At 50.9% G+C, this 22,995-nt stretch carries 23 protein-coding genes; 11 read left to right on the top strand and 12 right to left on the bottom strand.

Annotated features, from left to right (window positions below):
* Positions 1-25: 25 nt before the first annotated feature.
* On the top strand, positions 26-730 hold the full coding sequence (locus Q7T66_RS10305) for an SDR family NAD(P)-dependent oxidoreductase (protein ID WP_304933246.1): 705 nt from the start codon (positions 26-28) through the stop codon (positions 728-730).
* Positions 731-1,159: 429 nt separating this feature from the next.
* Here the strand turns inward: Q7T66_RS10305 and Q7T66_RS10300 are convergent, their stop codons facing one another.
* The 3 genes from Q7T66_RS10300 to Q7T66_RS10290 all read right to left on the bottom strand — a co-directional run bounded on the left by Q7T66_RS10300 (position 1,160) and on the right by Q7T66_RS10290 (position 4,096).
* On the bottom strand, positions 1,160-2,287 hold the full coding sequence (locus Q7T66_RS10300; RefSeq protein ID WP_304933245.1) for a metallophosphoesterase: 1,128 nt from the start codon (positions 2,285-2,287) through the stop codon (positions 1,160-1,162).
* Positions 2,288-2,433: 146 nt separating this feature from the next.
* Positions 2,434-3,642 carry an MFS transporter gene (locus Q7T66_RS10295; protein ID WP_304933244.1) on the bottom strand — a complete coding sequence of 403 codons (1,209 nt, stop codon included), beginning with the start codon at positions 3,640-3,642 and terminating at the stop codon, positions 2,434-2,436.
* Positions 3,643-3,652: 10 nt separating this feature from the next.
* A complete protein-coding gene (locus Q7T66_RS10290; RefSeq protein WP_304933243.1) occupies positions 3,653-4,096 on the bottom strand; it encodes a cyclophilin-like fold protein in 444 nt (147 codons plus the stop codon).
* A 482-nt stretch (positions 4,097-4,578) separates the two neighbouring features.
* Here Q7T66_RS10290 and Q7T66_RS10285 point away from each other — a divergent pair, with 482 nt between their 5' ends.
* The 6 genes from Q7T66_RS10285 (at position 4,579) to Q7T66_RS10260 (ending at position 11,124) form a co-directional block, all read left to right on the top strand.
* The gene (locus Q7T66_RS10285) at positions 4,579-5,472 is read left to right on the top strand and encodes a LysR family transcriptional regulator (protein WP_304933242.1); all 894 of its coding nucleotides are present in this window, start codon (positions 4,579-4,581) and stop codon (positions 5,470-5,472) included.
* A 263-nt stretch (positions 5,473-5,735) separates the two neighbouring features.
* Positions 5,736-6,383, top strand: coding sequence for an aldehyde dehydrogenase iron-sulfur subunit PaoA (paoA, locus tag Q7T66_RS10280; protein WP_304933241.1), 648 nt, complete (start codon positions 5,736-5,738; stop codon positions 6,381-6,383).
* Positions 6,380-7,333 carry a xanthine dehydrogenase family protein subunit M gene (locus Q7T66_RS10275; RefSeq protein WP_304933240.1) on the top strand — a complete coding sequence of 318 codons (954 nt, stop codon included), beginning with the start codon at positions 6,380-6,382 and terminating at the stop codon, positions 7,331-7,333. The genes paoA and Q7T66_RS10275 overlap by 4 nt, the downstream gene beginning before the upstream one ends.
* A 3-nt stretch (positions 7,334-7,336) precedes the next feature.
* On the top strand, positions 7,337-9,532 hold the full coding sequence (gene paoC / locus Q7T66_RS10270; protein ID WP_304933239.1) for an aldehyde oxidoreductase molybdenum-binding subunit PaoC: 2,196 nt from the start codon (positions 7,337-7,339) through the stop codon (positions 9,530-9,532).
* Positions 9,533-9,538: 6 nt separating this feature from the next.
* Positions 9,539-10,102: a nucleotidyltransferase family protein gene (locus Q7T66_RS10265; protein ID WP_304933238.1), complete on the top strand. Its 564-nt coding sequence runs from the start codon at positions 9,539-9,541 to the stop codon at positions 10,100-10,102.
* 8 nt (positions 10,103-10,110) lie between these two features.
* Positions 10,111-11,124 carry an XdhC family protein gene (locus tag Q7T66_RS10260; protein ID WP_304933237.1) on the top strand — a complete coding sequence of 338 codons (1,014 nt, stop codon included), beginning with the start codon at positions 10,111-10,113 and terminating at the stop codon, positions 11,122-11,124.
* A gap of 115 nt (positions 11,125-11,239) precedes the next feature.
* Here the strand turns inward: Q7T66_RS10260 and mqo are convergent, their stop codons facing one another.
* On the bottom strand, positions 11,240-12,883 hold the full coding sequence (gene mqo / locus Q7T66_RS10255; protein ID WP_304933236.1) for a malate dehydrogenase (quinone): 1,644 nt from the start codon (positions 12,881-12,883) through the stop codon (positions 11,240-11,242).
* 342 nt (positions 12,884-13,225) lie between these two features.
* Here mqo and Q7T66_RS10250 point away from each other — a divergent pair, with 342 nt between their 5' ends.
* Together Q7T66_RS10250 and Q7T66_RS10245 are read left to right on the top strand one after the other, a co-directional pair.
* Positions 13,226-13,702 carry a DUF2726 domain-containing protein gene (locus Q7T66_RS10250; RefSeq protein WP_304933235.1) on the top strand — a complete coding sequence of 159 codons (477 nt, stop codon included), beginning with the start codon at positions 13,226-13,228 and terminating at the stop codon, positions 13,700-13,702.
* A gap of 183 nt (positions 13,703-13,885) precedes the next feature.
* The gene (locus Q7T66_RS10245; RefSeq protein ID WP_304933234.1) at positions 13,886-14,659 is read left to right on the top strand and encodes a tellurite resistance TerB family protein; all 774 of its coding nucleotides are present in this window, start codon (positions 13,886-13,888) and stop codon (positions 14,657-14,659) included.
* Between the two features lie 390 nt (positions 14,660-15,049).
* On the opposite strand, the gene Q7T66_RS10240 is transcribed toward Q7T66_RS10245, so the two are convergent.
* Complete coding sequence (locus Q7T66_RS10240; RefSeq protein WP_304933233.1) at positions 15,050-16,216, bottom strand: mandelate racemase/muconate lactonizing enzyme family protein; 1,167 nt, start codon at positions 16,214-16,216, stop codon at positions 15,050-15,052.
* Positions 16,217-16,357: 141 nt separating this feature from the next.
* On the opposite strand from Q7T66_RS10240, the gene Q7T66_RS10235 reads away from it, so the two are divergent.
* Positions 16,358-17,272, top strand: a complete 915-nt coding sequence (locus tag Q7T66_RS10235) for a LysR family transcriptional regulator (RefSeq protein ID WP_304933232.1) — start codon at positions 16,358-16,360, stop codon at positions 17,270-17,272.
* A gap of 18 nt (positions 17,273-17,290) precedes the next feature.
* On the opposite strand, the gene Q7T66_RS10230 is transcribed toward Q7T66_RS10235, so the two are convergent.
* From Q7T66_RS10230 to Q7T66_RS10220, 3 genes are all read right to left on the bottom strand, one after another.
* Positions 17,291-18,997 carry an acetate/propionate family kinase gene (locus Q7T66_RS10230; RefSeq protein ID WP_304933231.1) on the bottom strand — a complete coding sequence of 569 codons (1,707 nt, stop codon included), beginning with the start codon at positions 18,995-18,997 and terminating at the stop codon, positions 17,291-17,293.
* A gap of 111 nt (positions 18,998-19,108) precedes the next feature.
* A complete protein-coding gene (locus tag Q7T66_RS10225; RefSeq protein WP_304933230.1) occupies positions 19,109-19,546 on the bottom strand; it encodes a universal stress protein in 438 nt (145 codons plus the stop codon).
* Positions 19,547-19,576: 30 nt separating this feature from the next.
* Positions 19,577-20,008, bottom strand: a complete 432-nt coding sequence (locus Q7T66_RS10220; protein ID WP_304933229.1) for a universal stress protein — start codon at positions 20,006-20,008, stop codon at positions 19,577-19,579.
* A gap of 250 nt (positions 20,009-20,258) precedes the next feature.
* Between Q7T66_RS10220 and Q7T66_RS10215 the strand changes: the two genes are divergently transcribed.
* Entirely contained in the window at positions 20,259-20,696 is a 438-nt protein-coding gene (locus Q7T66_RS10215) for a universal stress protein (RefSeq protein WP_304933228.1), read from the top strand.
* 156 nt (positions 20,697-20,852) lie between these two features.
* On the opposite strand, the gene Q7T66_RS10210 is transcribed toward Q7T66_RS10215, so the two are convergent.
* Genes Q7T66_RS10210 through Q7T66_RS10195 form a run of 4 tightly spaced genes read right to left on the bottom strand, consistent with a single transcriptional unit; the run spans position 20,853 to position 22,936 of the window.
* Positions 20,853-21,221, bottom strand: a complete 369-nt coding sequence (locus Q7T66_RS10210; protein ID WP_304933227.1) for a DUF1304 domain-containing protein — start codon at positions 21,219-21,221, stop codon at positions 20,853-20,855.
* A 54-nt stretch (positions 21,222-21,275) separates the two neighbouring features.
* Entirely contained in the window at positions 21,276-21,977 is a 702-nt protein-coding gene (locus tag Q7T66_RS10205) for an MBL fold metallo-hydrolase (RefSeq protein ID WP_304933226.1), read from the bottom strand.
* 39 nt (positions 21,978-22,016) lie between these two features.
* Entirely contained in the window at positions 22,017-22,451 is a 435-nt protein-coding gene (locus Q7T66_RS10200; RefSeq protein ID WP_304933225.1) for a YeeE/YedE family protein, read from the bottom strand.
* Positions 22,452-22,459: 8 nt separating this feature from the next.
* Positions 22,460-22,936, bottom strand: a complete 477-nt coding sequence (locus Q7T66_RS10195) for a YeeE/YedE family protein (RefSeq protein WP_304933752.1) — start codon at positions 22,934-22,936, stop codon at positions 22,460-22,462.
* Positions 22,937-22,995 lie beyond the last annotated feature (59 nt).

The raw sequence follows: 22,995 nt of genomic DNA, 5'->3' as shown, positions 1-22,995 counted from the left end.
GGATTGTCTGCTAATGACCGGAAACATGTTATCGACCGACTACAAAGCACTGATCATTGGTTCAGGTGGTGCTATAGGAAACGCTTTTTTTGATGCATTTCAGAAGGATTTGTTTTGCTTGCATGTAGAGACAATATCGCGTTCAGATCCCCGATTCGAGAAAGATCGTTTTGATCTTTCCGTACCTTCTAGCATCGTTAAGCATGCCGCTATCAGCAAGGCCGGAGGCCCTTACCAGATCATCGTGGATGCAACCGGAGCTTTGCACATCGATGGCATCGGACCAGAAAAATCGCTTGCCGGACTGCAGTACGACCATCTGATGCGTACGTTTCAAACCAATACTATCGGGCCTGCATTAGTGCTCCAGCAATTCGCCCCACTCCTGGCCGCGGGGCCTTGCATCTATGCAAAGCTGTCAGCTAGAGTGGGCAGTATTACGGATAATAGAAAGGGCGGTTGGTATGGTTATAGAAGTTCCAAGGCGGCCATGAACATGATCCTCCAGACAGCTGCACTTGAACTCCAAAGAAAAAACCCAGAGGCGATGATCGTCGCCTTGCAACCAGGAACAGTCAGATCAAGATTGTCGAACCCCTTTTCTGCGCACGTTGACAACCTGCTTGAACCTGAAGAATCCGTCAGTGGAATGCTAACCGCTCTGAAGATGCTTACTCCAAAAAAAGGAGCGCATTTCATTGACTATCAAGGACAAGAAATTCCCTGGTAAGACGAACAATCTGTTGCATCGGATTTCAGTTAGTGACAAGCAGTCCATCTCTGAACACTGGGCTAAAGCGCCGTTTCGGCTTGATTGGTTAGACAAATTTGGTTCCACCCTCACCTTCGACTTCGTCTTGTACGTCAGTTTGCACAAACCTTAGATAATTATTTTCTGGATAAGGAAGGATGTCGAAGGCCGTAATAAAGGCGCGTTCTTAGTTGCCTCAAGCGCCCTGCTACAAAATATATTTACTGGCCTGCGTTAATCACGCAATATCTCGGTCGATTATGAATTGAAAACAAGGTCTGACTTGGTGCTGAATCTGCACTATGTTTTCTAGACGGTGCATTAAGCGCGTCTCAAATAAAAAGCCTCCTGATTCGGAGGCTTTTTTATTTCTTGAACGCAGATTGTTACGACTAGCGATTACCCTTTTTATAACTTCGCTCGCAATGTAATCTCCGTGATCTCGGATGGCCGACCAAGACGAATCGGTAAGCCAGCCCACAGACCGGTGCCGTTACTTACATACAGCTGCATGTCATCTACCTGGTACAGACCCGAGACGAATCCCTGATTGGCACGCTGTACTAGTTTATGAAATCCAAGAATCTGCCCGCCATGCGTATGGCCAGAAAGCTGCAGCGATACGCCTGCCGCGGCATTGGCAATTGCATCGATAGGCCGATGCGCAAGCAAAATCACAGGATGATTTTTTGGCGCATCTTTCAGTGCTGCAGCCAAGTCTGGCGGAGTTTGTTGAAAGTTCGGCGCTATCGTATCCGTCACGCCGGCTAGAACAAAAGATGCGTTTTGATGGCTGATTTTTACATTCGCATTCAATAGCATCGGCAAGCCGAGTTCATCGAACTTCTGTAGCCAGCTTGCGTAGTCTGCATAGTATTCATGGTTGCCGGGAATTGCATACACACCCTGCTTCGCTTGAAGTTTGCGTAGCGGCTGCACATCGTCATGCCGCGCCTCGGGTGTGCCATCAACCAAATCGCCGGTGATCACAATCAGATCAGGATCCAAGGCATTTGTCTTCGTCACAACCTCATTCATCCACGACGCTTGCAACAGTTTGCTCGCATGTAGATCAGTCAACTGCACTAGCCGGAATCCATCCAGTTGCGGCGGCAGATTCGGCAATACTATTTCCATCTTCTTGACGTCGGGAACACGCGCCGCCTGCCACACACCGATTAAGGATAGCGATGTAGCAATCACGGCAATCGCTACTGGAATCTGCTTTGATGACAGTAGACGTTTTGCAAATGTCTTGAACGGCAAATAGCTCAACACGCCGATGGCATCTTTTAGCATCAGCAAAAGTCCGGTAAAGCAGATCGCCCCATACAAGCAGCTTAGAGAAATCAACAAGGCAAACGGAATTTCCGGCGATGCCATACTGCCGAAAAAATTCCGTGTAATTAGTTGATGCTCGGCTCCCAACAGAACAATCGCCGCTAATACGAGCTTGAATACTTTAGGTATCGATAAGGGCAGGACAAGCCGCCAGATGACATACAAAGCGATGATACAAGAGACAGCATGAAACACGTTTTTACCTTTCCTTGAAATACAAAAAGGCTACAAAAACTTCGTAGCCTTTCTGTCTACATTTAAGCGATACCGCTTTGTAATTGATCAGCAGAATGACTTGAAGTTCAAACCAAACATACTCACTCGTCGAAAATCACAGGCGATCATGCTGACAAGTTACGCGAGCTGGAGCGTGCCGCCATCACAGTCAGAGCTGCCGCAATAACAAGCAGCACCGAACTCATACCGAATGTCGCTTGATAGCCAATCTGGTCGAACAAGGTGCCACCAAGAGTTGCGCCCAGCGTAATCGCAAGCTGAATAATCGCAACCATGAGTCCACCACCCGCCTCCGCATCTTGCGGTAGTGTTCTGGCTAACCAAGTCCACCACCCTACCGGAGCGGCGGTTGAGATCAGTCCCCAAACGCCCAACAGAATAGTCGTCATGGTTACCGAACCGCCAAATAAAATAAGCGCCACTGCGATGGCTGCCATCAGCAATGGAATGATGATCAGTGTTCGGTACAAACCCTCTTTCAGAAATCCGCCGATCAACGTGGTGCCAACAACGCCGGCGACGCCAATGACAAGCAATATGAACGAAAGCGTGGAAACATTAACGTGCGTCACCGATTCAAGAAATGGACGCAGATAGGTGAACAGTGAGAACTGACCCATGAAGAAAACGCTGACCGCCACCATGCCTAAAGCAACGGATGGACGCTTCAGCAGCTTGAATAGATTGCCCGCTTCTGGCTTTATCGTGGGCTTCATTGCTGGCAGACTTATCGTTAACCAGGCGAAGGCAATTGCTGCAATCGGAACGATGCAAAAGAATGCACCTCTCCAGCCTATGATGGCGCCAAGAAAGCTTCCCAAAGGTACGGCAATAACTGTAGCCAACGCATTCCCGCCATTGACGATTGCCATCGCACGCGGTACTTGATGATTCGGCACCAAGCGCATCGCCGTCGCTGCCGACATAGACCAAAAGCCACCAATGGCTACGCCGATCAGCGCCCTGCCGATCATGAATGTCAGATAGTTTGGCGCGATTGCCACTACTGTTCCCGAAACAATCATTAGCAGCGTCAGCGCCAAAAGAACAATCTTGCGATCAAGCTGCCCTGCCAGTGATGAAATGAACAGACTTGTCAGTAAAGCAAACGCGCCGGAGACCGCGATGGCCTGCCCTGCCTGACCTTCGCTGATGTGCAGATCTGTTGCGATCGGCGTAAGCAAACTGACAGGCATGAACTCTGATGCGATCAACGCGAACGCACCTAGCGATAGCGCAAGTACTGCGCCCCATGCTGGCTGTTTATTGATGGCCTCAGAGTTATGTAGAGATTGTTGCGTCAGTGTTTCCATATTTTTCAATTTATCTGCGTGGCTGTTTCAGCACTTCAATGCTTGCTTTAATCGGACCAGAAATATTCAGAGCATCAACGCCCGAATCTATACGTCCAAGCTTTATCAAACCTGGGGAATGGCCAAAATTACGATAGAAAATCGCCAGGTTTCCCCACGGTGCGTAATAAGAGATGTCGCCCGTTTGTGGCGTGCTGGCCGCTGGTGCACCTTGCTTCGTCAGCTTCTTTGGAAGGTCGCTGACTTTTTCTGTCTTGTTGTAATCGTCCAGCGCCAAGGTCAGCGGTAGCAGAGCGACGAAATCACGTGCGGTCTCGTTATCTTCCATCGTTGCCGTGATAACCCTGTCGTTGTTGATGGTGATGCTGATCTTCACGCGACTTTCCTGAGCTTGAGCAGGTTGCCCCGAAAATATCGCCAGGGACGCGCATGCCAACCATGCAGCTTTGATCATTTTCTATCTCCACTTTTCTGTTGATGACTTGCTGGCAGTACACAAAAGCAGCGAATTCAAAGCGATGGGTGCTACGACCAATCATCTGTAAAAAAGACGTGCCCATATTTGACGCATGGACGATGCAGGAATCAGGGCACGCCCCGACTTGCATTAGTCCTTGTGCATCATTAATCGCATCAGCGAGTATTAGTTTGCTGTCTGTCGAAAAGTCCTTTCAAGAACAAGATTCCAGCATTTTCTGTGACTGGAAAACGTGACAAACATAGAGCCGGCAAGGCTTGGACGCTTGATGACTTATTTGAACACCGTAGATGTTAGTGCTAATTTCGTTGCAGAAAAACACCGTCAGATGCATGGGCTTATGCGCCAGAGGAGGTAATTTAGGACATTCATAAAGGGCTGAAACAGGCAGAATGGCGAAGCAGTAAAGGATCATTCGCAGATAGAATCCTCAGACTACCTTTAGCTTAGGACTGACCTTGGTGCAAAACAATATCAACGAAATCATGCTGTTTTTGGCGGTAGCAAAAGAGCGGAGTTTCACGCGCGCTGCAGCTAAACTCGGGATGTCACAGTCGGCACTGAGCCGCGCTGTAAGTACACTCGAGGCACGCATGGGTGTACGTCTTTTGGCGCGCACAACGCGGAGCGTGTCGCCGACTGCAGCGGGTCAACAATTAATGGATAGCGTTGCGCCCCATTTTGATGAAATCGAAAGCCAGATTGCGGCGGCGAGTGAATTAGGTGAAAAGCCCGTTGGCACAATACGCATCACAGCGATTGATCACGTGATCGACAATGTTCTGTGGCCACGGTTATCAAAAGTGTTACCCGACAATCCTGGCGTGCGAGTGGAAATCAACTCCGACTATCGCTTGGTGGATATTGCAGCGGAGCAGTACGACATCGGTGTGCGATATGGTGATCAAGTCGAGCAAGACATGATCGCGGTTCGCTTGACGCCGGATATGCGTCTGATGATCGTCGCGGCGCCTAGCTATTTTTTACACCATCCGATTCCGCAAACGCCGCAAGACCTGCTTAAACATAATTGCATTACCTTGCGCTTATCCAGCAACGGTGGGATTTATGCGTGGGAGCTGCGTGATGGCGAGCGCGAAATTCAGGCTCGCGTTGACGGCCAGGTCATCTGCACCGGCGCTTACCAAATGTTGAATGCGGCACTCAGTGGAGCAGGCTTGGCATTTTTGACGGCCGATCTTGCGGAGAACCCAGTCTGGGATGGCCGTCTAGTCAGCGTAATGGAGGATTGGTGTCCATCGTTCCCAGGTTTGCACGCGTACTACTCAAGCCGTCGTCATTCGACCCGCGCATTTCAATTGGTGATAGACGCGATCCGTTACGTTGAATGAGAAATCCCAATCAAGCTTGAGCTTGTGCAATTCGTATTCGAACAAGACAGTATTAATGCAACACATCACGTACTTGAATAAGCACTTTGGGTAGATTCCTGTTTTCACAGGGAATTATTCCGCCGCCAGCGAGTCTTTCTTAAGTCGAGTATCTTACTAGGGCCTTAACCTAGTCTTCAGAGGATCATTAAGTCCGGTGTTCCTTGCCAAGTCAGGTCGATCTCTATCAGCCAGTATTTATAGCCAAATAGGATGAGCGCAAAATGAATCAATTCAGCGATATCAAAATCACCCGCCGCAATCTGTTGATTGCAGGTGCGGTATCCACAACTGCGATGGCCGTGCCGTCAGTAGCGGGAGCCCAAACTTCTATGGAAACTACCCCAAGTCCGTCCCCTGTTACGTCCAGCGTTTCGTTCAAGGTTAATGGCGAAGTCCACAAACTCGATCTTGATACCCGCACTACTTTGCTGGATGCTTTACGTGAGCATCTTCAGTTAAACGGTACGAAAAAAGGTTGCGATCACGGCCAGTGTGGTGCGTGTACCGTGATCGTAGATGGGCGACGAATTAATTCCTGTCTCAGCCTCGCCGTGATGCACGAAGGCGCGAACATTACGACCATCGAAGGTCTGGGCAACGTCAATAAATTGCATCCGATGCAGGCAGCATTTGTTAAACATGATGGCTACCAGTGCGGTTATTGCACACCTGGTCAAATCTGTTCTGCCGTCTCGGTGCTGGAAGAAATCAAGCAAGGCATTCCTAGTCATGTCAGCGGCGATCTCAACGCAAGTCCGAAGATCACTGCAGAAGAAATCCGCGAGCGCATGAGCGGCAACATCTGTCGTTGTGGCGCGTATTCGAACATTGTCGATGCCATTACCGAAGTCGCAGGGAGGCCAGCATGAAGGTCTTCACTTATCAGCGCGCGCAGTCGCCAGCGGAAGCTGCCGCAGCCGCATTGCGCACACCCGGCGCGAAGTTCATCGCCGGTGGTACCAACCTGTTAGACCTGATGAAACTTGAAATCGAGACGCCCGCACATCTGATAGATGTGAATGGTTTGGCGCTCGATAAAATCGAAGTGATGGCTGACGGTGGTCTGCGTATCGGTGCACTAGTGCGCAACACCGATCTTGCGGCTGACGTGCGGGTGCGACGTGATTACGGTGTCCTTTCACGCGCCTTGCTGGCAGGCGCATCAGCTCAGTTGCGTAACAAGGCGACGACCTCGGGCAATTTGCTGCAACGTACGCGTTGTCCATATTTCTACGACACCAACCTGCCCTGCAATAAACGCGTTCCCGGTAGCGGTTGTTCTGCGATAGGTGGTTTCAGTCGTCAACTAGCTGTCGTTGGTGTGAGTGATGCCTGCATCGCAACGCATCCTAGCGATATGGCTGTCGCCATGCGCGTGCTGGATGCACAGGTCGAAACTGTAAAGCCGGATGGCTCGATACGGACAATTCCAATTGCTGATTTCCATGCATTACCGGGCAATACACCGCACATTGAACACGTATTGCAAGCAGGTGAATTGATCACTAGCGTGAATCTGCCCAAGCCTATCGGTGGCAAACATATTTATCGCAAGGTTCGCGATCGTTCTTCGTATGCATTTGCCTTGGTGTCGGTTGCTGCAATCATCCAGCCCGACGGCAATGGTCGAGTGGCATTGGGTGGCGTCGCGCATAAACCATGGCGGGTCGAAGCGGCTGAGAAAAAATTGCCGAATGGTGCAAAGGCCGTTGCGGATCAACTGCTGGCCGGTGCCAAACCGACGCATGAAAACGCCTTCAAGATTCATTTAGTCCACCGCACGCTCGCCGCTGTGCTGGCTGAAGCAAAGAAAGGCTAAGACATGAAATTCACTACACCAGCCACGACAAATCCTATCGATCAACTCAAGTTTGTTGGCCGTCCTGTTGATCGTATTGATGGCCCGCTGAAAACCACAGGCGCCGCACCTTACGCTTATGAGCAGCATGCAGCTGCACCGAACGCCGCGTATGGTTACGTGGTCGGATCTGCGATTGCCAAAGGTCGAATCACATCGATCAATTTGAGCGAAGCCAGCAAGGCGCCGGGCGTGATTGCTATCGTCACTGCGGAAACTGCGGGCAAGCTCGCCAAGGGCAATTTCAATACTGCAAAGTTACTCGGTGGACCAGACATCCAGCATTATCATCAGGCGATTGCGGTCGTGGTTGCAGAGACTTTTGAGCAAGCGCGTGCAGCAGCGAATCTGGTGCGTGTGAAGTATGCGCCGGCAAAAGGTGCTTACGATTTGGCGAAGGCGAAAGATTCAGCCGTCATGCCAAAAAAGGATAAAGACAGTAAAACGGGTGATTTCGCTGGCGCATTTGCGACCGCACCAGTGCGACTCGACGCCAATTACAGTACGCCAGACCAGTCACACGCGATGATGGAACCACACGCATCGATCGCATCCTGGGATGGCGACAAGTTGACGCTATGGACATCCAATCAAATGATCGATTGGGGTCGCGGTGATGTGGCAAAAACCTTAGGCATTCCCAAGGAAAATGTCCGTCTTGTTTCGCCATATATCGGTGGTGGCTTTGGCGGAAAATTATTCGTCCGATCAGAAGCCTTGATGGCTGCACTCGGTGCGCGCGCAGCGAAGCGTCCCGTAAAAGTCGCTCTGCCCCGCCCTTTCATCTTCAATAACACCACGCACAGACCCGCGACCATTCAACGTATCCGCATTGGTGCGACACGTGATGGCAAAATCACGGCGATCGGTCACGAATCCTGGTCGGGCGATCTTCCTGGCGGCGGCCCGGAAACCGCAGTAGCGCAAACGCGCCTGATGTATGCCGCAGCGAATCGAATGACAGCCATGCGTCTGGCGGTGCTCGATCTGCCGGAAGGAAATGCAATGCGCGCGCCGGGTGAAGCGCCTGGCTTGATGGCGCTTGAAGTGGCAATGGATGAGATGGCGGAAAAACTCAAGATCGATCCGGTAACTTTCCGCATCCTCAACGATACCAAGGTGGATCCAGAAAACCCGGATCGACGCTTTTCGCAACGTCGTTTGATTGATTGCCTGCGTACCGGTGCAGAGAATTTTGGCTGGAATAAGCGCAATGCCGAGCCCGGCCAAACGCGTGACGGCCAATGGCTGGTCGGCATGGGCGTGGCCGCGGCATTTCGTAACAACCTCGTCATGGAATCGGCGGCACGTATCCGTCTTGATCGCAACGGCGTGGTCACTGTCGAAACCGATATGACCGATATCGGTACCGGCAGCTACACCATCATCGCGCAAACTGCTGCTGAAATGATGGGCGTGCCCTTGGATAAAGTCGTGGTGCGCCTGGGTGATTCGGCCTTCCCTGTTTCTGCCGGTTCTGGTGGTCAATGGGGCGGCAATAGTTCAACCGCCGGCGTGTATGCAGCGTGCGTGAAAATGCGCGAAATCGTCGCGAAAAAATTCGGCTTCAATGCTGCTGATACTGAGTTCACAGATGGCTTGGTACGCTCGGGCGGTCGCTCCGTGAAGTTAGGCGATGCAGCCGAAGCTGGCGAAATCGTTGCTGAAGATTTTATGGAGTATGGCGACCTCGACAAGAAGTATCAGCAATCGACTTTCGGCGCGCATTTTGTCGAAGTCGGTGTCGACATCGCCACTGGTGAAACGCGCATCCGACGCATGCTGGCAGTGTGCGCTGCCGGCCGTATTCTCAATCCAAAATCAGCGCGCAGCCAGGTGATCGGTGCGATGACGATGGGTGCCGGTGCGGCGTTGATGGAAGAGTTGGTCGTCGACAAGCGATCCGGCTTTTTCGTGAATCATGATCTGGCTGGCTATGAAGTCCCGGTGCACGCGGATATTCCGCATCAAGAGGTGATCTTTCTCGATGAAACCGATCCGATGTCATCGCCTATGAAGGCAAAAGGTGTAGGCGAATTGGGTATTTGCGGTGTCGGCGCGGCGATTGCCAACGCGGTGTACAACGCAACCGGTGTGCGCGTGCGGGACTACCCCGTTACGCTCGACAAGCTGATCAGCAAGATGCCTGCTTACATCTAAACGCTTATGACCGCCAAACCCGTCGTCATCGTACTTGCTGCTGGAAAAGGAGAACGCTTCCACGCCTCCGGCGGCAAGACGCACAAGCTAGCCGCATCCTTGGCCGGTGCGACGGTGTTGGAACGCGTGCTTCGCGCGGTTGAATTAGCAGGTCTGGATTTGCATGTCGTCAAGCACTCGCCGGGCAGCGGCGGCATGGCCGACTCCATCGCCGCCGGCGTGTCTGCCACGCCGCACGCTGCAGGATGGTTAATCCTTCCCGGCGACTTGCCTATGATTCAGGCCAAAAGTTTGCAGTTGGTAGCCAATGGCCTGCTTTTACAAAAAGTCGTCGTGCCGCATTACCGCCAACAGCAAGGACATCCGGTCGCGTTTCGTCATGAATGTTTTGAGGCGCTGTGCGGTTTATCTGGCGATGCTGGCGCAAAAACGGTCGTGGAAAAATATCGTGCGTCGCATGAAGTCTTCGATCTGGTTTTGGATGACGCGGGGCTGGTGACAGATATTGATACCGTCGACGACTTGGCCAAGGCCGAGGAATTATTCGTGCGAACAGACCATCCCGCCTGAGAGAAAAAATGGACAGCATAGACATCACCGTATTACGTAGTTTGCGTGACTGGCGCGCCGCCGGTCACCGGGCATTGCTGGCAACGGTTATCAAAACATGGGGATCATCACCCAGACCCGTGGGCGCAATGATGGCTTTGCGTGACGACGGACTTACGGTCGGCTCCATCTCCGGCGGTTGTATAGAAGATGACTTGATCTCGCGGTATGCCACCGCGCAAAGCGTAGCTGCCATGTCGTCGCAAACCACTGAGTTAGTTAAGTATGGCGTCAGTGCCGATGAAGCTTATCGTTTTGGCCTGCCCTGTGGCGGTACTTTGGAATTATTGTTGGAGTTCAATCCCGAGCCCGACGCATTGAATACATTGGTGCAAAGGTTGGAGTCAGGCTTGCTGATGCGTCGTACCGTGTCTTGTGCCGATGGCAGCGTCGTCCTTGAACCAACTGATACTGCGCAACCGTTGCATTTTGATGGCGAGCATCTGACATCTACATTGGGACCTGAGTATCGAATGTTGTTGATTGGCGCCGGAATACTGGCCGAGTATTTATCAACGATGGCGGTGTTTAATGGCTTCGCTGTGACCGTGTGCGATCCACGCACCGAGTACGTAAAGGTCTGGTCTGTGTCCGGCGTGCAGATCGTTACCGAGATGCCCGACGACGCCGTTGTCACGTTCAGGCCTGACCAACGCAGTTGCATAGTCGCGCTCAGTCATGATCCAAAACTGGACGATCTGGCTTTGCTGGAAGCTTTACACAGCCCTGCTTTTTACGTGGGCGCAATCGGCTCGCTTCGTAACGCCGCAAGCCGACGTGAACGGATGATGACTCATTTCAACGAAACCAATGCATCGTTGGCACGCTTGCATAGCCCGGTCGGGATTCACATCGGCAGCAAAACGCCAGCGGAAATCGCAGTGAGCGTAATGGCTGAAATCATTGCGGTCAAAAATGGGATTCGTCCGACTACTAAAGCTGAGAGTCCTGCAGCGCAGGATGCTGCATGTCAAAGTGACTAAGGAAGTGAATAAAATGTAGTCATGTTTAGCAAATGAAAAAAGGGCCTGGTTTTTATACCAGGCCCTTTTCTTTTTAGCGATGCGTATCGAAATTCAATATTCGATACGACTTACATTACAGTGCCAGATCGGCTGTTTCGCGCTTAGGCTTGCTTGCACCGGATTTGGCTGGTGCTTGCGGCACTACTTTCAAATCGATAACAGGTGGCGGCGTCAGCTTCAGCAACTGGCTGGTATACGCCCATTCTTGAACCACTTTTTCTGGGTGATCGTTCAGCTTGGTGCCATAACTTGGAACAATCTGACGGATCTTGCTTTGCCATGCTGGCGTTGCGACCTTGTCCTTGAATACTTTTTCAAGCACGTTCAACATGATAGGTGCAGCAGTGGATGCGCCCGGCGATGCGCCAAGCAAACCAGCGATCGTGCCATCCTTGGATGCCACGACTTCGGTACCCAATCGCAGTACGCCACCCTTGTCTTCATCGCGCTTGATGATCTGCACCCGTTGACCTGCTTGCCACAAACGCCAGTCTTCTTTTTTCGCGTTCGGGAAGTATTCTTTCAATGCATTCAAGCGGTCATCATCTGATTGCATCAACTGACCAGCCAAATACTCAACCAGCGGATACTCGGCAACGCCCACTCGCACCATCGGCCAAACATTGCTTGTCGTCGTGCTCGTGAACAGATCCATGTGCGAGCCTTCTTTCAAGAACTTGGTCGAGAAGGTAGCGAACGGGCCAAACAAAATAACGCGTTTGCCATCCAGCACACGGGTATCCAGATGCGGCACCGACATTGGAGGCGAACCTACCGATGCCTTGCCATACGCTTTGGCCAAATGCTGTTCGGCAATCGCAGGGTTGTCAGTCACCAGGAAGGAGCCACCGACTGGGAAGCCGCCATATTCTTTCGCTTCAGGAATGCCGGATTTTTGCAGCAGATGCAAGGCACCGCCACCCGCACCGATAAACACAAACTTGGCGTCGGTTTCTGTTTTAGAACCATCCTTCAAATTCTTGTAAGCGATGCGCCAGGTGCCATCTTTGTTGCGTGTGATGTCTTGCACTTCGCTCGAAAGCTTCAGAGAAAAATTAGGTTTGGTTTGAAGATGACCGACAAACTGACGTGTGATTTCGCCGAAGTTGACGTCGGTACCGATTGGCGTCCAGGTGGCTGCGACTTTTTGATTCGCGGCGCGGCCTTCCATCATCAGTGGAACCCACTTCTTGATTTGTTCAGCATCTTCCGAGTACTGCATGCCGCGGAATAATGGGCTTGCTTGCAATGCTTCGTAACGTTTTTTGAGGTACTTGATGTTCTCATCGCCCCATACAAAACTCATGTGCGGCGTCGAGTTGATGAATGAGCGTGGATCTTTCAAGACACTGTTCTTGACTTGCCAGGCCCAGAATTGGCGGGATATCTGGAAGGCCTCATTGATTTCGATCGCTTTAGCGATTTCAATCTTGCCATCCTTGTTTTCTGGCGTGTAGTTCAACTCGGCCAAGGCGGAGTGACCGGTGCCTGCATTGTTCCAGCCGTTTGAGCTTTCTTGCGCTACGCCGTCGAGTCGTTCGACCATTTCCATGGTCCAGGTCGGTTCGAGTTCATTGAGCCAAATACCCAAGGTCGAACTCATGATGCCGCCGCCGACCAGCATGACATCTACTTTTTTGATTTCGGCTGCATGCAAAGGCATCAGCGTCAGCGATAAAACAAAACCGAGTAAAGCTAGGTGGGTTTTTTTCAACATTATTTAATCCATATGTTCATTAAGATGACATGCGCTTTTTCATGTTCGCTATGCACCGAGGTGGTGGGCATAGCAGAATTCAAGAACACAGCTTGACCGGTTGGGGGCGCTGATGTTGCGAGATTAAATGCGATGAGTCGTGATTGATCAGAAGACTACTTTGCAAAGAGGAAACTCTTGGCAATACAACAGGTGAGATTTTACTACCCATTCAGTTTTTGGTTTTTTGTTGGGACTTTTTATCAGGCGTAAAGTGCTCTTTTGCGCAGACAGAGGAGCATGAGCTTCGCATACAAGAAGCGTTTTTTACGTTACCCTTCTGCTTTTTTCCTGGGACTAGTGATGATCTGGACTTTTGCAATATTGGGGCTGGCGTTGATAGCAGCCGTGCTGGCGGCGCGTGAAGGAACCAAACAAAACAGAAAACTGGGCGGCAATATCAGCCAGAAATCTCCATTGAGTGAGCAAGAACAGGCCCTGTATTTCCGCTTGATGGAAGCATTACCTGAACACATCGTGCTACCGCAGGTCGCGTTTTCCGCGTTGATGGCTGCGGACAAACGCGCAACTCGCAATGCCTTTGAGAGCAAAGTAGCCAACTTTGTAATCTGCGACAAATCCTTCAAGGTGATTGCGATCGTTACGTCGGACGTCCCCAGCTACAAAGGCAAGGAAGCAGTCGAGGCAAGGCATGACATGATTTTGCAAAGAGCTGGTTATAAAAACCTGCGCTACAAAAGCATTCCGGACATCAGGAAGGTCAAGGCCGATATCGCCGGTTTGGCGCAGGACGCCGATCCGGTAGCCGACCCAGCTTGAAGAAACGACCGATCTTGGCGCTTGAGGTGTCGAGTCGCGATTGATTAGAAACTTGTTTGACGAGCGGAAACTCGCGGCTATAGAACTGATGAGATTTACTATCGCATGCAGTTTTTATAATTGAACAAAGCGGCGATTTTTCGGTCAATGGTACTCACGACCAACATCTAAAAGGGACCCTCGGTGAGCACACGTCTTATATTGGATCAACTTTTGAAGTCCGGCCAGGATTTGGCCAAACAATGGGGCAATGGCCAGAACGGCCAGCAAAGTGGCGGCGCTTTGGGTGGCTTGCAGGACAAACTTGGCGGTCTGTTAGGCGGTGGTCAAGCCAATAACGGTCAAGGCGGTGGTGGTCTGTCGTCCTTGCTGACGGGATTTGGCGGCGGCGCAATCAGCGGTGGTGCGTTGGCGATGCTACTCAGTAACAAGAAGGCCCGCAAAATCGGCGGCAATATCGCAATGTACGGCGGCATGGCGGCGCTGGGTGCTTTGGCATTCAAGGCGTATGGCGATTGGCAACGTGATCAGGCGAAACAAACCGGCAATGCTCCTATTGGCGAACCACAAACCCTGGATCGCTTACCTGCCCCACAAGCTGAACAACACAGTTCGGCGATCCTGATTGCGATGATAGGCGCGGCCAAGGCCGATGGTCATATCGGCGCGGAAGAAACGCAATTGCTCGAACAGGAAATGGCCAAGCTTTCAGCCGATGCCGCCGATCAACGCTGGTTGCATGAAGAATTAACCCGTCCGCTCGATCCTTCTGCGGTAGCGCGTGCATCGACTACACCAGAAATGGCAGCCGAGATGTATCTGGCCAGCTTGCTGATCGTGGATGATGAAAGCTTCATGGAGCGCGCCTATCTGGATCAATTGGCAAAAGAGTTGAAACTCGATCCAGATCTGAAGGCCAAGCTCGAGCAACAGGTCGCAGACATTTCCAAAGCTTAAAAATCAATAGCGCGACCTTGTCGGTCGCTTGGATTTATCCACGTAAAAAGGCTTGCGATCCGCAAGCCTTTTTACTTTCTGCCAACAATTTTGCCAGCCGTATCGTAATGTTCTACACGTAGTTGCATCAAAGATGTGTACTTGAAGGCAACGCCGAAAAAGCATCAGTATTCAGGATGATGAATACTTAAAGTGATTTATTTTTAAGATAGTATTTATCTAATAATCATAGACTTATAATCTAATTCAATCAATTCACTTTAAATTTTTCTCTTGTTTTAAATCACTGTTTTATTCATCAAAAATAGGCGTCTTTCTTGAAGGCACTACACCATCTTCATCTTCTTTATAAACGCCAAGCCGAGAATCTCAGCATAGTGCCCTACTACTTCAAGCCAGCAGCTTCTGCATTTCCTGATACAGATCGGCCTTCCCTTCAAAACCGATACCCGGCAAATCCGGCATCGTGATGTAGCCGTTTTGCACTTTCACTCCGTCCGGAAAACCGCCGAAAGGCTGGAATAAATCCGGATACGATTCGTTGCCGCCAAGTCCAAGACCAGCCGCTATGTTCAAAGACATTTGATGGCCGCCGTGTGGAATGCAACGCTCTTTCGACCAGCCGTGCTCTTTCAGCATGTCCAGCGTGCGCAGATATTCAACTAGGCCGTAACTCAAGGCGCAGTCAAATTGCAGGTAATCACGATCAGGGCGCATGCCGCCGTAACGTATCAGGTTGCGCGCATCCTGCATCGAAAACAGGTTTTCGCCGGTTGCCATCGGGTTCTTGTAATAGTTGCGCAAGGTTGCCTGCAGCTCGAAATCCAGCGGATCGCCCGCCTCTTCGTACCAGAACAGGTCGTATTGGGATAAGGCCTTGGCGTACTGGATCGCGGTATCCAGATCGAAACGGCCATTCGCATCGACCGCCAGTTTCTGCCCATCCTGCAAGACACTCAGGATCGAATCGATACGACGCAAATCCTCGTCCAGCGATTCGCCGCCTATCTTCTTCTTGACCACGGTATAGCCGCGATCGATATAGCTGCGCATTTCGTCCTTGAGCTTGTCGTGATTCTGGCCGGGATAGTAATAACCGCCAGCCGCATAGACAAAAATCTCGCGATTTGGCGTGCCGTTGCCGTAGCGATCAGCCAGCAACTGGAACAGTGGCTTGCCTTCTATCTTCGCCACCGCATCCCACACAGCCATATCGATGGTGCCGATCGCCACTGAACGCTCGCCATGACCACCCGGCTTTTCATTCGTGAACATCGTGTTCCAGATCTTGTGCGGATCGAGATTGTCGCCAGCGTCGTTGATCAGGGAATCAGGATCGGCTTCCAGCAAGCGTGGGATAAAGCGCTCGCGCATCAGTTTGCCCTGGCCGTAACGGCCATTGGAGTTGAAGCCATAACCGACCACCGGCTTGCCATCGCGAATCACGTCGGTAACCACGGCGACCAGACTCAGTGTCATTTTGCTGAAGTCGATATAGGCGTTGCGGATGGGCGAGCTGATAGGCAAGGTTTTTTCACGGATTTCGACGACTCTCATTGGTTCTCCTAAGTGTTCTGGGACTTCACTGCTGCGGCATGTTTCAAGCAGACGCCAGCATATCTGCCCAAAGTGCGCTTATACTTCACCAAAAATCAGTTGATTATTAACTTTTGGTGAATAGCCAGACAAAAACTTGCTGTGAAAAACGATCTCGCCTCCGAACTCGAATTCTTTATCCTGATTGCACGTCATGGCAATCTGTCTGCCGCCGCGCGCGCGATGGACATCACGCCGCCCGCCGCCACCAAACGACTTGCTCAGTTGGAGGCCAAGCTCGGCGTGCGCCTTATTAATCGCACCACACGCAGCATCAGCCTGACCAAGGAAGGTGAAACTTACCTGTCGCATGCGACGCGCATTTTTGAACAATTGCGCGAAATGGAAGACGCCGTATCCAGCAGCAAAACGGATTTGCGCGGCTTGTTGCGGGTGAACGCCACACTGGGGTTTGGCCGTACCACCATCGCACCGCTGGTCTCGGAATTCGCACGGCTGCATCCGCATGTTGAAGTACAGGTTGAATTAACCGACAAGCCGGTGGATCTGGTTGAAGGTGGGTTTGATATCGCGGTACGATTTGGCGCGCTGCCAGATCAAAGACTCAACGCTCGATGCCTGATGACGAACCGGCGCTTCTTATGTGCATCGCCGCTTTATCTGGAACAACACGGCACACCCACTACCCTCGCCGACCTGACGCAGCATCGCTGCATCATTCACAGACAAAATGACGAAGCCTACGGCATCTGGCGCTTCACGCGGAATCAGCAAAACGAAGTGATGAAAGTCCAAGGGGCATTGTCGAGTAATGACGGCGATATCGTCCTCGGTTGGGCGCTGGACGGTCATGGGATTTTGATACGCTCAGAATGGGATTTGGCGAAGTATCTTGAAAGCGGGCGACTGAAAGTCATCCTGCCCGAGTTCAATCTGCCGTCCGCAGATCTGTTTGTCTATTACGCGAATCGACGTAATCAAACGGCGCGTGCCAGAGCTTTCATTGATTTTCTGGTAGAACGCTTTGACACCCAGATCCGATACAAAACAGATTGAAGCGGAAGTACGCCTTTCCTAAAGCATCAACACACCGCTACCGCCATGTTCCAGATGTGCTGCATTAGCCTCATCGGTATCGATGTGCATTTCCGTCACAAAACGATCGCTTACGCGCACTGCGACGTCCTTGAATATCAGGGATCGCCCAGCGCTATCAACTTCAATATCAACAAATTGTCCGTTAGACAGACCTAGCAAAGCAGCATCTTTGACATGCGTATGAAGATGACGTTGTGCGACGATTATTCCATGTGAGCTTATGGTGCCCGACGGACCTCGCAAGCTGACCATCGGCGTATTTTGTATGTCTCCGGACAAGCGCAGTGGCGCATCGACTCCAAGCACAAACGCATCTGTTTCGGAAATTTCAATTTGATTTGCTTCACGATAGGGACAAAGGATGCGCACGCCTTTCAGCTCGCCGCGCGGTCCGATAATATCCACGGTTTCTTCCGTGGCCCACTGCGCGGGTTGACTCAAGTTCTTTTGTATTTGAAGCGCGTACGGTTCGCCGAACAGCGCGTGACATGCTGCTTCCGTCAAATGAACATGGCGCGCGGAAACGGCGATAGGAACAGTGCGCTGCGCGATGCTTAAGGTACTTGCCTTCTCAAGCACTCGCGCAGCTTCGCGCGCGATCATCCATTGTTCGCGCGTAGCGGTTACCACTACCTTCAATCGCGAATGGGGCTGATGCATAGCTGCGACCTCATGTCCCGCAAGCTTGATGGATGTATTGGCATCATCGTCAAAAGCCAGGCCGATAAAGTCAAATCTTTCGCAAATACGTTTGCGCATCGACGCCGAATTTTCACCTATGCCACCGGTAAACGCGATGACATCGACACCACCCATCACGGCAGCATATGCACCTATGTATTTATGTACCCTGTATGCATAAACCTGGATCGCAAGCTGTGAATTTCGGTCGCCTGCGGCTGCCCGTTGTTCAATGTCACGCATGTCGTTGCCCGCATCGGAAAGCGCGGCCAGGCCGCTGCGGTGATAGAGGCCGTCTTCAATTTCGTCAGCGGAAAGTCCAAGAGTGCGCTCCAAATGAGCAAACAATCCGGGATCGACGTCGCCCGAGCGAGTGCCCATCACCAGTCCTTCCAGAGAAGTCATTCCCATGGAAGTGTCCACCGAAACGCCTCTATCGATCGCACAAACGCTCGCTCCGTTACCGAGGTGGCAACTGATCAGGCGAATATCCTGCGGCGTGGCATGCAGCGCTGCAGCCACGTGTTCCATCACATACTTGTGAGACGTCCCGTGAAAACCATAACGACGCAGACCTGTATCCCGCCATGGTTTAGGGATGGCATAAACGAATGCCCTTTCGGGAATAGTTTGATGAAATGCGGTATCGAACACCGCAATTTGCGGGAGTTTAGGCCAGAGCTGGCCTGCCGTTTTAATACAAGTGAGCGCGCAAGGATTATGCAAGGGAGCCAGCTTGCTGTATTCCGCAATTGTCTCGATCACAACTTCGGTAATCAAACAAGCATCGCGGAATTTGACGCCGCCATGCACCACGCGATGAGCAATTGCTTCGAAATCGGTAACGCCCGCCTTTTCCAGCAAGCCCGGTATCTGTTGCAAAGCATCTTCGAGATTGTCCAGCCGCTCAAAAGATGTCTTGAATAGCTGCAGATCGGCGACCGTATCGAACACGCTACATTTAAGCGATGAGCTGCCAGCGTTAAGTACCAGAACTAGCATCGTGTGAACCTCATGGGGTGGATACTGCAGCAATGTCACGTCTTTGATTCAGACTACACCCTCCGTAGCGGCTGCTCCCAGGTTAACAACGCATGGGTTGCTCCGCTTAACCTATTTGAAAATCAGAACTGGAACTTTGCTGTTATTCAAAACCTTCTCAGCCTGGCTGCCGAGAAAAATTTTATCGATACCACGTCGTCCATGCGATGCCATAAAAATCAAATCGCAGCTCTTCTCTTCTGCCATCTTCAAGATTTCTTCCGCCGGCTCATATCCCATAACGACATGTGTTTGAACCGCAACGCCAGATGACTTTGCCAACTCCTCGATTTCCTTGACGTGGCTTTCTGCGTCTTTCAAAATTTCTGATAGCGGCTGCATCTCATCGTTGCTCATCACCAGTTCGGTCGCAAGATAAGGATTGAAGTCGACCGCCACCGCCAAAGCAATCATCTTTGCGCCCGTGCTTTTTGCTAGTTGAACAGCTTCGTGCATCGCTTGCCTGGAAAGATCGGATCCGTCACTTGCGAGCAGAATATTTTTGAACATGGACTTCCTTAAACTTTTACTTTATTCAAATTACTTGAATATCGTGACCGGCAATTTGCTATGAACAAGGACCTTTTGTGCTTCACTTCCAAGCAAAAATTTATCGAGCCCTTTTCGGCCATGTGACGCCATAAAAATGGCATCACATTGGTAAGCGTCAGCCGCCTTGATGATTTCTTCGTGGGGATTCGTTCCCTCCACAACATGTACTTCTACGTCGACGCCCAATGTGGCTGCGGAAAGTGCGATTTGCTGAACGTTTTTCGTTGCTTCCTTATTGATGGCTACGACGAACTCGCTGCTTATGCCTTCCATCCCATATACGGGGTAATACGGATAAATTGTGGCGACCGACAAACCAACCACCTTGCTCCCATGCTCTTTCGCGAATTGCAAAGTGGATTGAATTGCCTTGTTCGAAAGTTCCGAACCATCGGTGGCAAGTAAAATTTTCTTGAACATGATTGTCTCCTCTAGAAAGATGGTTACTTCTAAGTACCGCAAATCCATCCTATTGCAGAACGACACCGAACTATTGATCTACATCAAATAGAGACCGAAGTTATGCAAGCCCACCATCTGGCATCCGTGACTTTTCTGTAACGAGAGAAAAGTTGATGTAAATCAAATCACTATTAGTTAAACGCGTCACGATGAATGTCTGAAATAGCTCTATAAGTCAAAGCCAGTTTTTAAAACTCAAGGAGATATCATGAACATTCTTTTTGCCGTAGATGGTTCGGAATTTACAGTTAAAGCCGCCCAATTTTTAATTGGCTACATAGACTCGTGTAAAGAGCTACCTGATCTACATCTCTTGCATGTCAAAGCACCGATCCCCGTTGGTTTGAGCACCCATCGGGCACGCGCCCTTCTTGGTAGTGATGTAGTAGACGGTTATTACAAAGAGGATGCAGAGGCAGCTCTCGCCGTTGCAGAAAAAATACTGCACAAAAAAGACGTGGCTTTTCAAGCTGGTTACAAGATAGGCGATCCATCTTTCGAGATCGGAAAATATGCCAAGAAGCACAAAATAGATTTAATCGTGATGGGTTCGCATGGTCATAGCGCACTTGGATCTATCGTGCTTGGATCCGTGACCAGCCGAGTGCTGGCAACGACAGAGGTTCCTGTCTTGATTGTTCGCTAGCAACAGAGTGGGACGTCGATAATTTGATCGTTGATTTCACTGTCGTATAACTGACAGCGTAATAAAAATAAAGGCGTTTTCCGAGTTATGCGGAAAACGCCTTGTTCATACAAGAGCTGAATTCCTCAGTCTGGGTTCAAGAGTTTGTTTATAGGCCTAGCTCTGCACGCTAGACAAAAAAACGAATCCTAGAGCGATTGCTCCAGGCAGTGCCTGAACAAACAGGATCTTTTTACTGGATGTCACTCCACCAAAGATTCCCGCCACCACAACACAGGCGAGGAAGAATAGTTTGATTGAATCGCCTGCAGAACCTAGCCATATTCCCCAAATCAGGCCAGCCGCCAAGAAGCCGTTGTACAAGCCTTGATTTGCAGCCAACACTTTTGACGCTGCTGAAAATTCTGCTGTAAGACCAAACGCTTTTCTGCCTTTAGGCGTATCCCACAAGAACATCTCCAGGTACAAAATATAGACATGCAGGATGGCTACAAGCCCTGTCGCAATGGTCGCTATGCTTTGCATATTTGCTTCCTTCGTATGTTGTGAGTTTGCTTAATCTGTTGTCACTCGTGTCACTTATACCCCATGCGGCAATCCTAGATTGTGATTAGCAGGTACTGCGATATCAATCAGTTTAGGCTTGGGTAGATCCAGCTTATTCATGTAGTTCACGAACGCGGCACGGTCACATTTGCTGACCCGCGCGTTGTGTCGTTTTTCCCAAGCGATCGACGATACCGACTGGCCCTTGTAATCATGGCACGGCCACACCAACGTGGTCTCATTCAAGTCAAACAATTTCTTGGTAATGCTGTCGTACAGTGCTTCGGCACTACCACCTTGAAAGTCGGTACGACCGCAGCCGTTAATCAATAGCGCATCACCTGTAAAAACGTTGCCACGCCATATGTAGCTCATGCTGCCAGAGGTATGTCCCGGGGTATGCAGCGCGCGGATTTCTTCGTGAGCGCCAAAGTGGATAACGTCGCCATCGCGCAATTGGATATCCGCTGGGGAAATGCCGCAACCGCTGGGCACCACTGCTTTGGCGCCTGTCATCTCACGCAACTTGCCGGCCGATGTCACATGGTCTGCATGCGTATGAGTTTCCATCACGTATGTCAATTTCAGGTTCAGCCTTTGCAGATGCAATAAATCACGCTCCCAATGCACATCGACCGGATCAATGATGACTGCATCAGGACTACCTGGAACATTGAGTATGTAGGTGAAGGTGGATGACTTGGGGTCGAACAACTGTATGGGTTTCAGGTTCATTCATATCTCTCGATTCAGGGCTACAAGATGCGCTTCACGCTACGACGATTGCTTTGCGTTTGAACGCCCGCGCTCAAGCACTTCAAACATCGCCATGCCGGCAAGCATTGCGATGACAAAAATGATGTTTTTGGAATTGCCGCTGCTCAGCGACACAAGCGCAGGGCCAGGGCAATATCCGGCCAGCCCCCAACCTATACCGAAAACAAGACTACCTAATACGAGTCGGCGATCGATGCGGGTGTTGGTAGGCAAAGACATCGCGTCACCTAGCAATGACTTTTGACGCTTCTTCGCAAAATGGAATGCGATAACGCCAACGCAAATCGCGCCGCCCATGACGAATGCCAGCGAAGGATCCCAGTCGCCGCTCAAATCCAGAAAATTCAAAACCTTGGATGGATCTGCCATGCCCGACAAGATCAACCCAAGACCGAAGATCAATCCGGCTATGAACGCTATGAGTATTTGCATAGAGCCTCTTAGAAGAAAAGATGGCGCACGATGAACACCGTCGCGAAGCCAGCCAGCATGAAACTCACGGTCGCTACGACCGAGCGCAATGAACCACGCGACAGGCCGCACACGCCGTGACCGCTAGTACAGCCTGAACCGTAGCGGCTACCAATGCCAACTAGCAGACCCGCAAGAATCAATATTGTGGTGCTGGCATCGATCTGCACGGATGGCAATGGCGCGATCAATTGGTAAAACAAAGGCGCGGAAATAAGGCCTACGATAAACAAGATGCGCCAAGCGATGTCGTGCCGCACTGGTCGCAGCAAACGGCCCACTATTCCGCTGATACCCGCAATTTTGCCGTTGAATAGTATTAACAGCGCGGCCGCCAAACCTATTAGCAAACCACCTGCGAGTGATGCCCATGGCGTGAAGTCTATCCAATTGATAGTCATGCTTGTTTTCCTTTTGGCTTGCTCAGTTAACTGGCATGGCGTGATCCATAGAAGAAACCTCTTCGTTCAATTTATACAATAACTATAAATACAATGTTTGGGCA

The organism is Herminiimonas sp., assembly GCF_030655415.1.
This window is presented reverse-complemented; position numbering and strand designations above follow the sequence as displayed.

Excerpts from the sequence above, each read along its gene's own strand:
- Q7T66_RS10305 (WP_304933246.1), top strand. The coding sequence starts at position 26 with ATGTTATCGACCGACTACAAAGCACTGATCATTGGTTCAGGTGGTGCT.
- Q7T66_RS10295 (WP_304933244.1), bottom strand. The coding sequence starts at position 3,642 with ATGGAAACACTGACGCAACAATCTCTACATAACTCTGAGGCCATCAAT.
- Q7T66_RS10290 (WP_304933243.1), bottom strand. The coding sequence starts at position 4,096 with ATGATCAAAGCTGCATGGTTGGCATGCGCGTCCCTGGCGATATTTTCG.
- paoA (WP_304933241.1), top strand. The coding sequence starts at position 5,736 with ATGAATCAATTCAGCGATATCAAAATCACCCGCCGCAATCTGTTGATT.
- Q7T66_RS10275 (WP_304933240.1), top strand. The coding sequence starts at position 6,380 with ATGAAGGTCTTCACTTATCAGCGCGCGCAGTCGCCAGCGGAAGCTGCC.
- paoC (WP_304933239.1), top strand. The coding sequence starts at position 7,337 with ATGAAATTCACTACACCAGCCACGACAAATCCTATCGATCAACTCAAG.
- Q7T66_RS10265 (WP_304933238.1), top strand. The coding sequence starts at position 9,539 with ATGACCGCCAAACCCGTCGTCATCGTACTTGCTGCTGGAAAAGGAGAA.
- Q7T66_RS10260 (WP_304933237.1), top strand. The coding sequence starts at position 10,111 with ATGGACAGCATAGACATCACCGTATTACGTAGTTTGCGTGACTGGCGC.
- mqo (WP_304933236.1), bottom strand. The coding sequence starts at position 12,883 with ATGTTGAAAAAAACCCACCTAGCTTTACTCGGTTTTGTTTTATCGCTG.
- Q7T66_RS10250 (WP_304933235.1), top strand. The coding sequence starts at position 13,226 with ATGATCTGGACTTTTGCAATATTGGGGCTGGCGTTGATAGCAGCCGTG.
- Q7T66_RS10240 (WP_304933233.1), bottom strand. The coding sequence starts at position 16,216 with ATGAGAGTCGTCGAAATCCGTGAAAAAACCTTGCCTATCAGCTCGCCC.
- Q7T66_RS10230 (WP_304933231.1), bottom strand. The coding sequence starts at position 18,997 with ATGCTAGTTCTGGTACTTAACGCTGGCAGCTCATCGCTTAAATGTAGC.
- Q7T66_RS10225 (WP_304933230.1), bottom strand. The coding sequence starts at position 19,546 with ATGTTCAAAAATATTCTGCTCGCAAGTGACGGATCCGATCTTTCCAGG.
- Q7T66_RS10220 (WP_304933229.1), bottom strand. The coding sequence starts at position 20,008 with ATGTTCAAGAAAATTTTACTTGCCACCGATGGTTCGGAACTTTCGAAC.
- Q7T66_RS10215 (WP_304933228.1), top strand. The coding sequence starts at position 20,259 with ATGAACATTCTTTTTGCCGTAGATGGTTCGGAATTTACAGTTAAAGCC.
- Q7T66_RS10210 (WP_304933227.1), bottom strand. The coding sequence starts at position 21,221 with ATGCAAAGCATAGCGACCATTGCGACAGGGCTTGTAGCCATCCTGCAT.
- Q7T66_RS10205 (WP_304933226.1), bottom strand. The coding sequence starts at position 21,977 with ATGAACCTGAAACCCATACAGTTGTTCGACCCCAAGTCATCCACCTTC.
- Q7T66_RS10200 (WP_304933225.1), bottom strand. The coding sequence starts at position 22,451 with ATGCAAATACTCATAGCGTTCATAGCCGGATTGATCTTCGGTCTTGGG.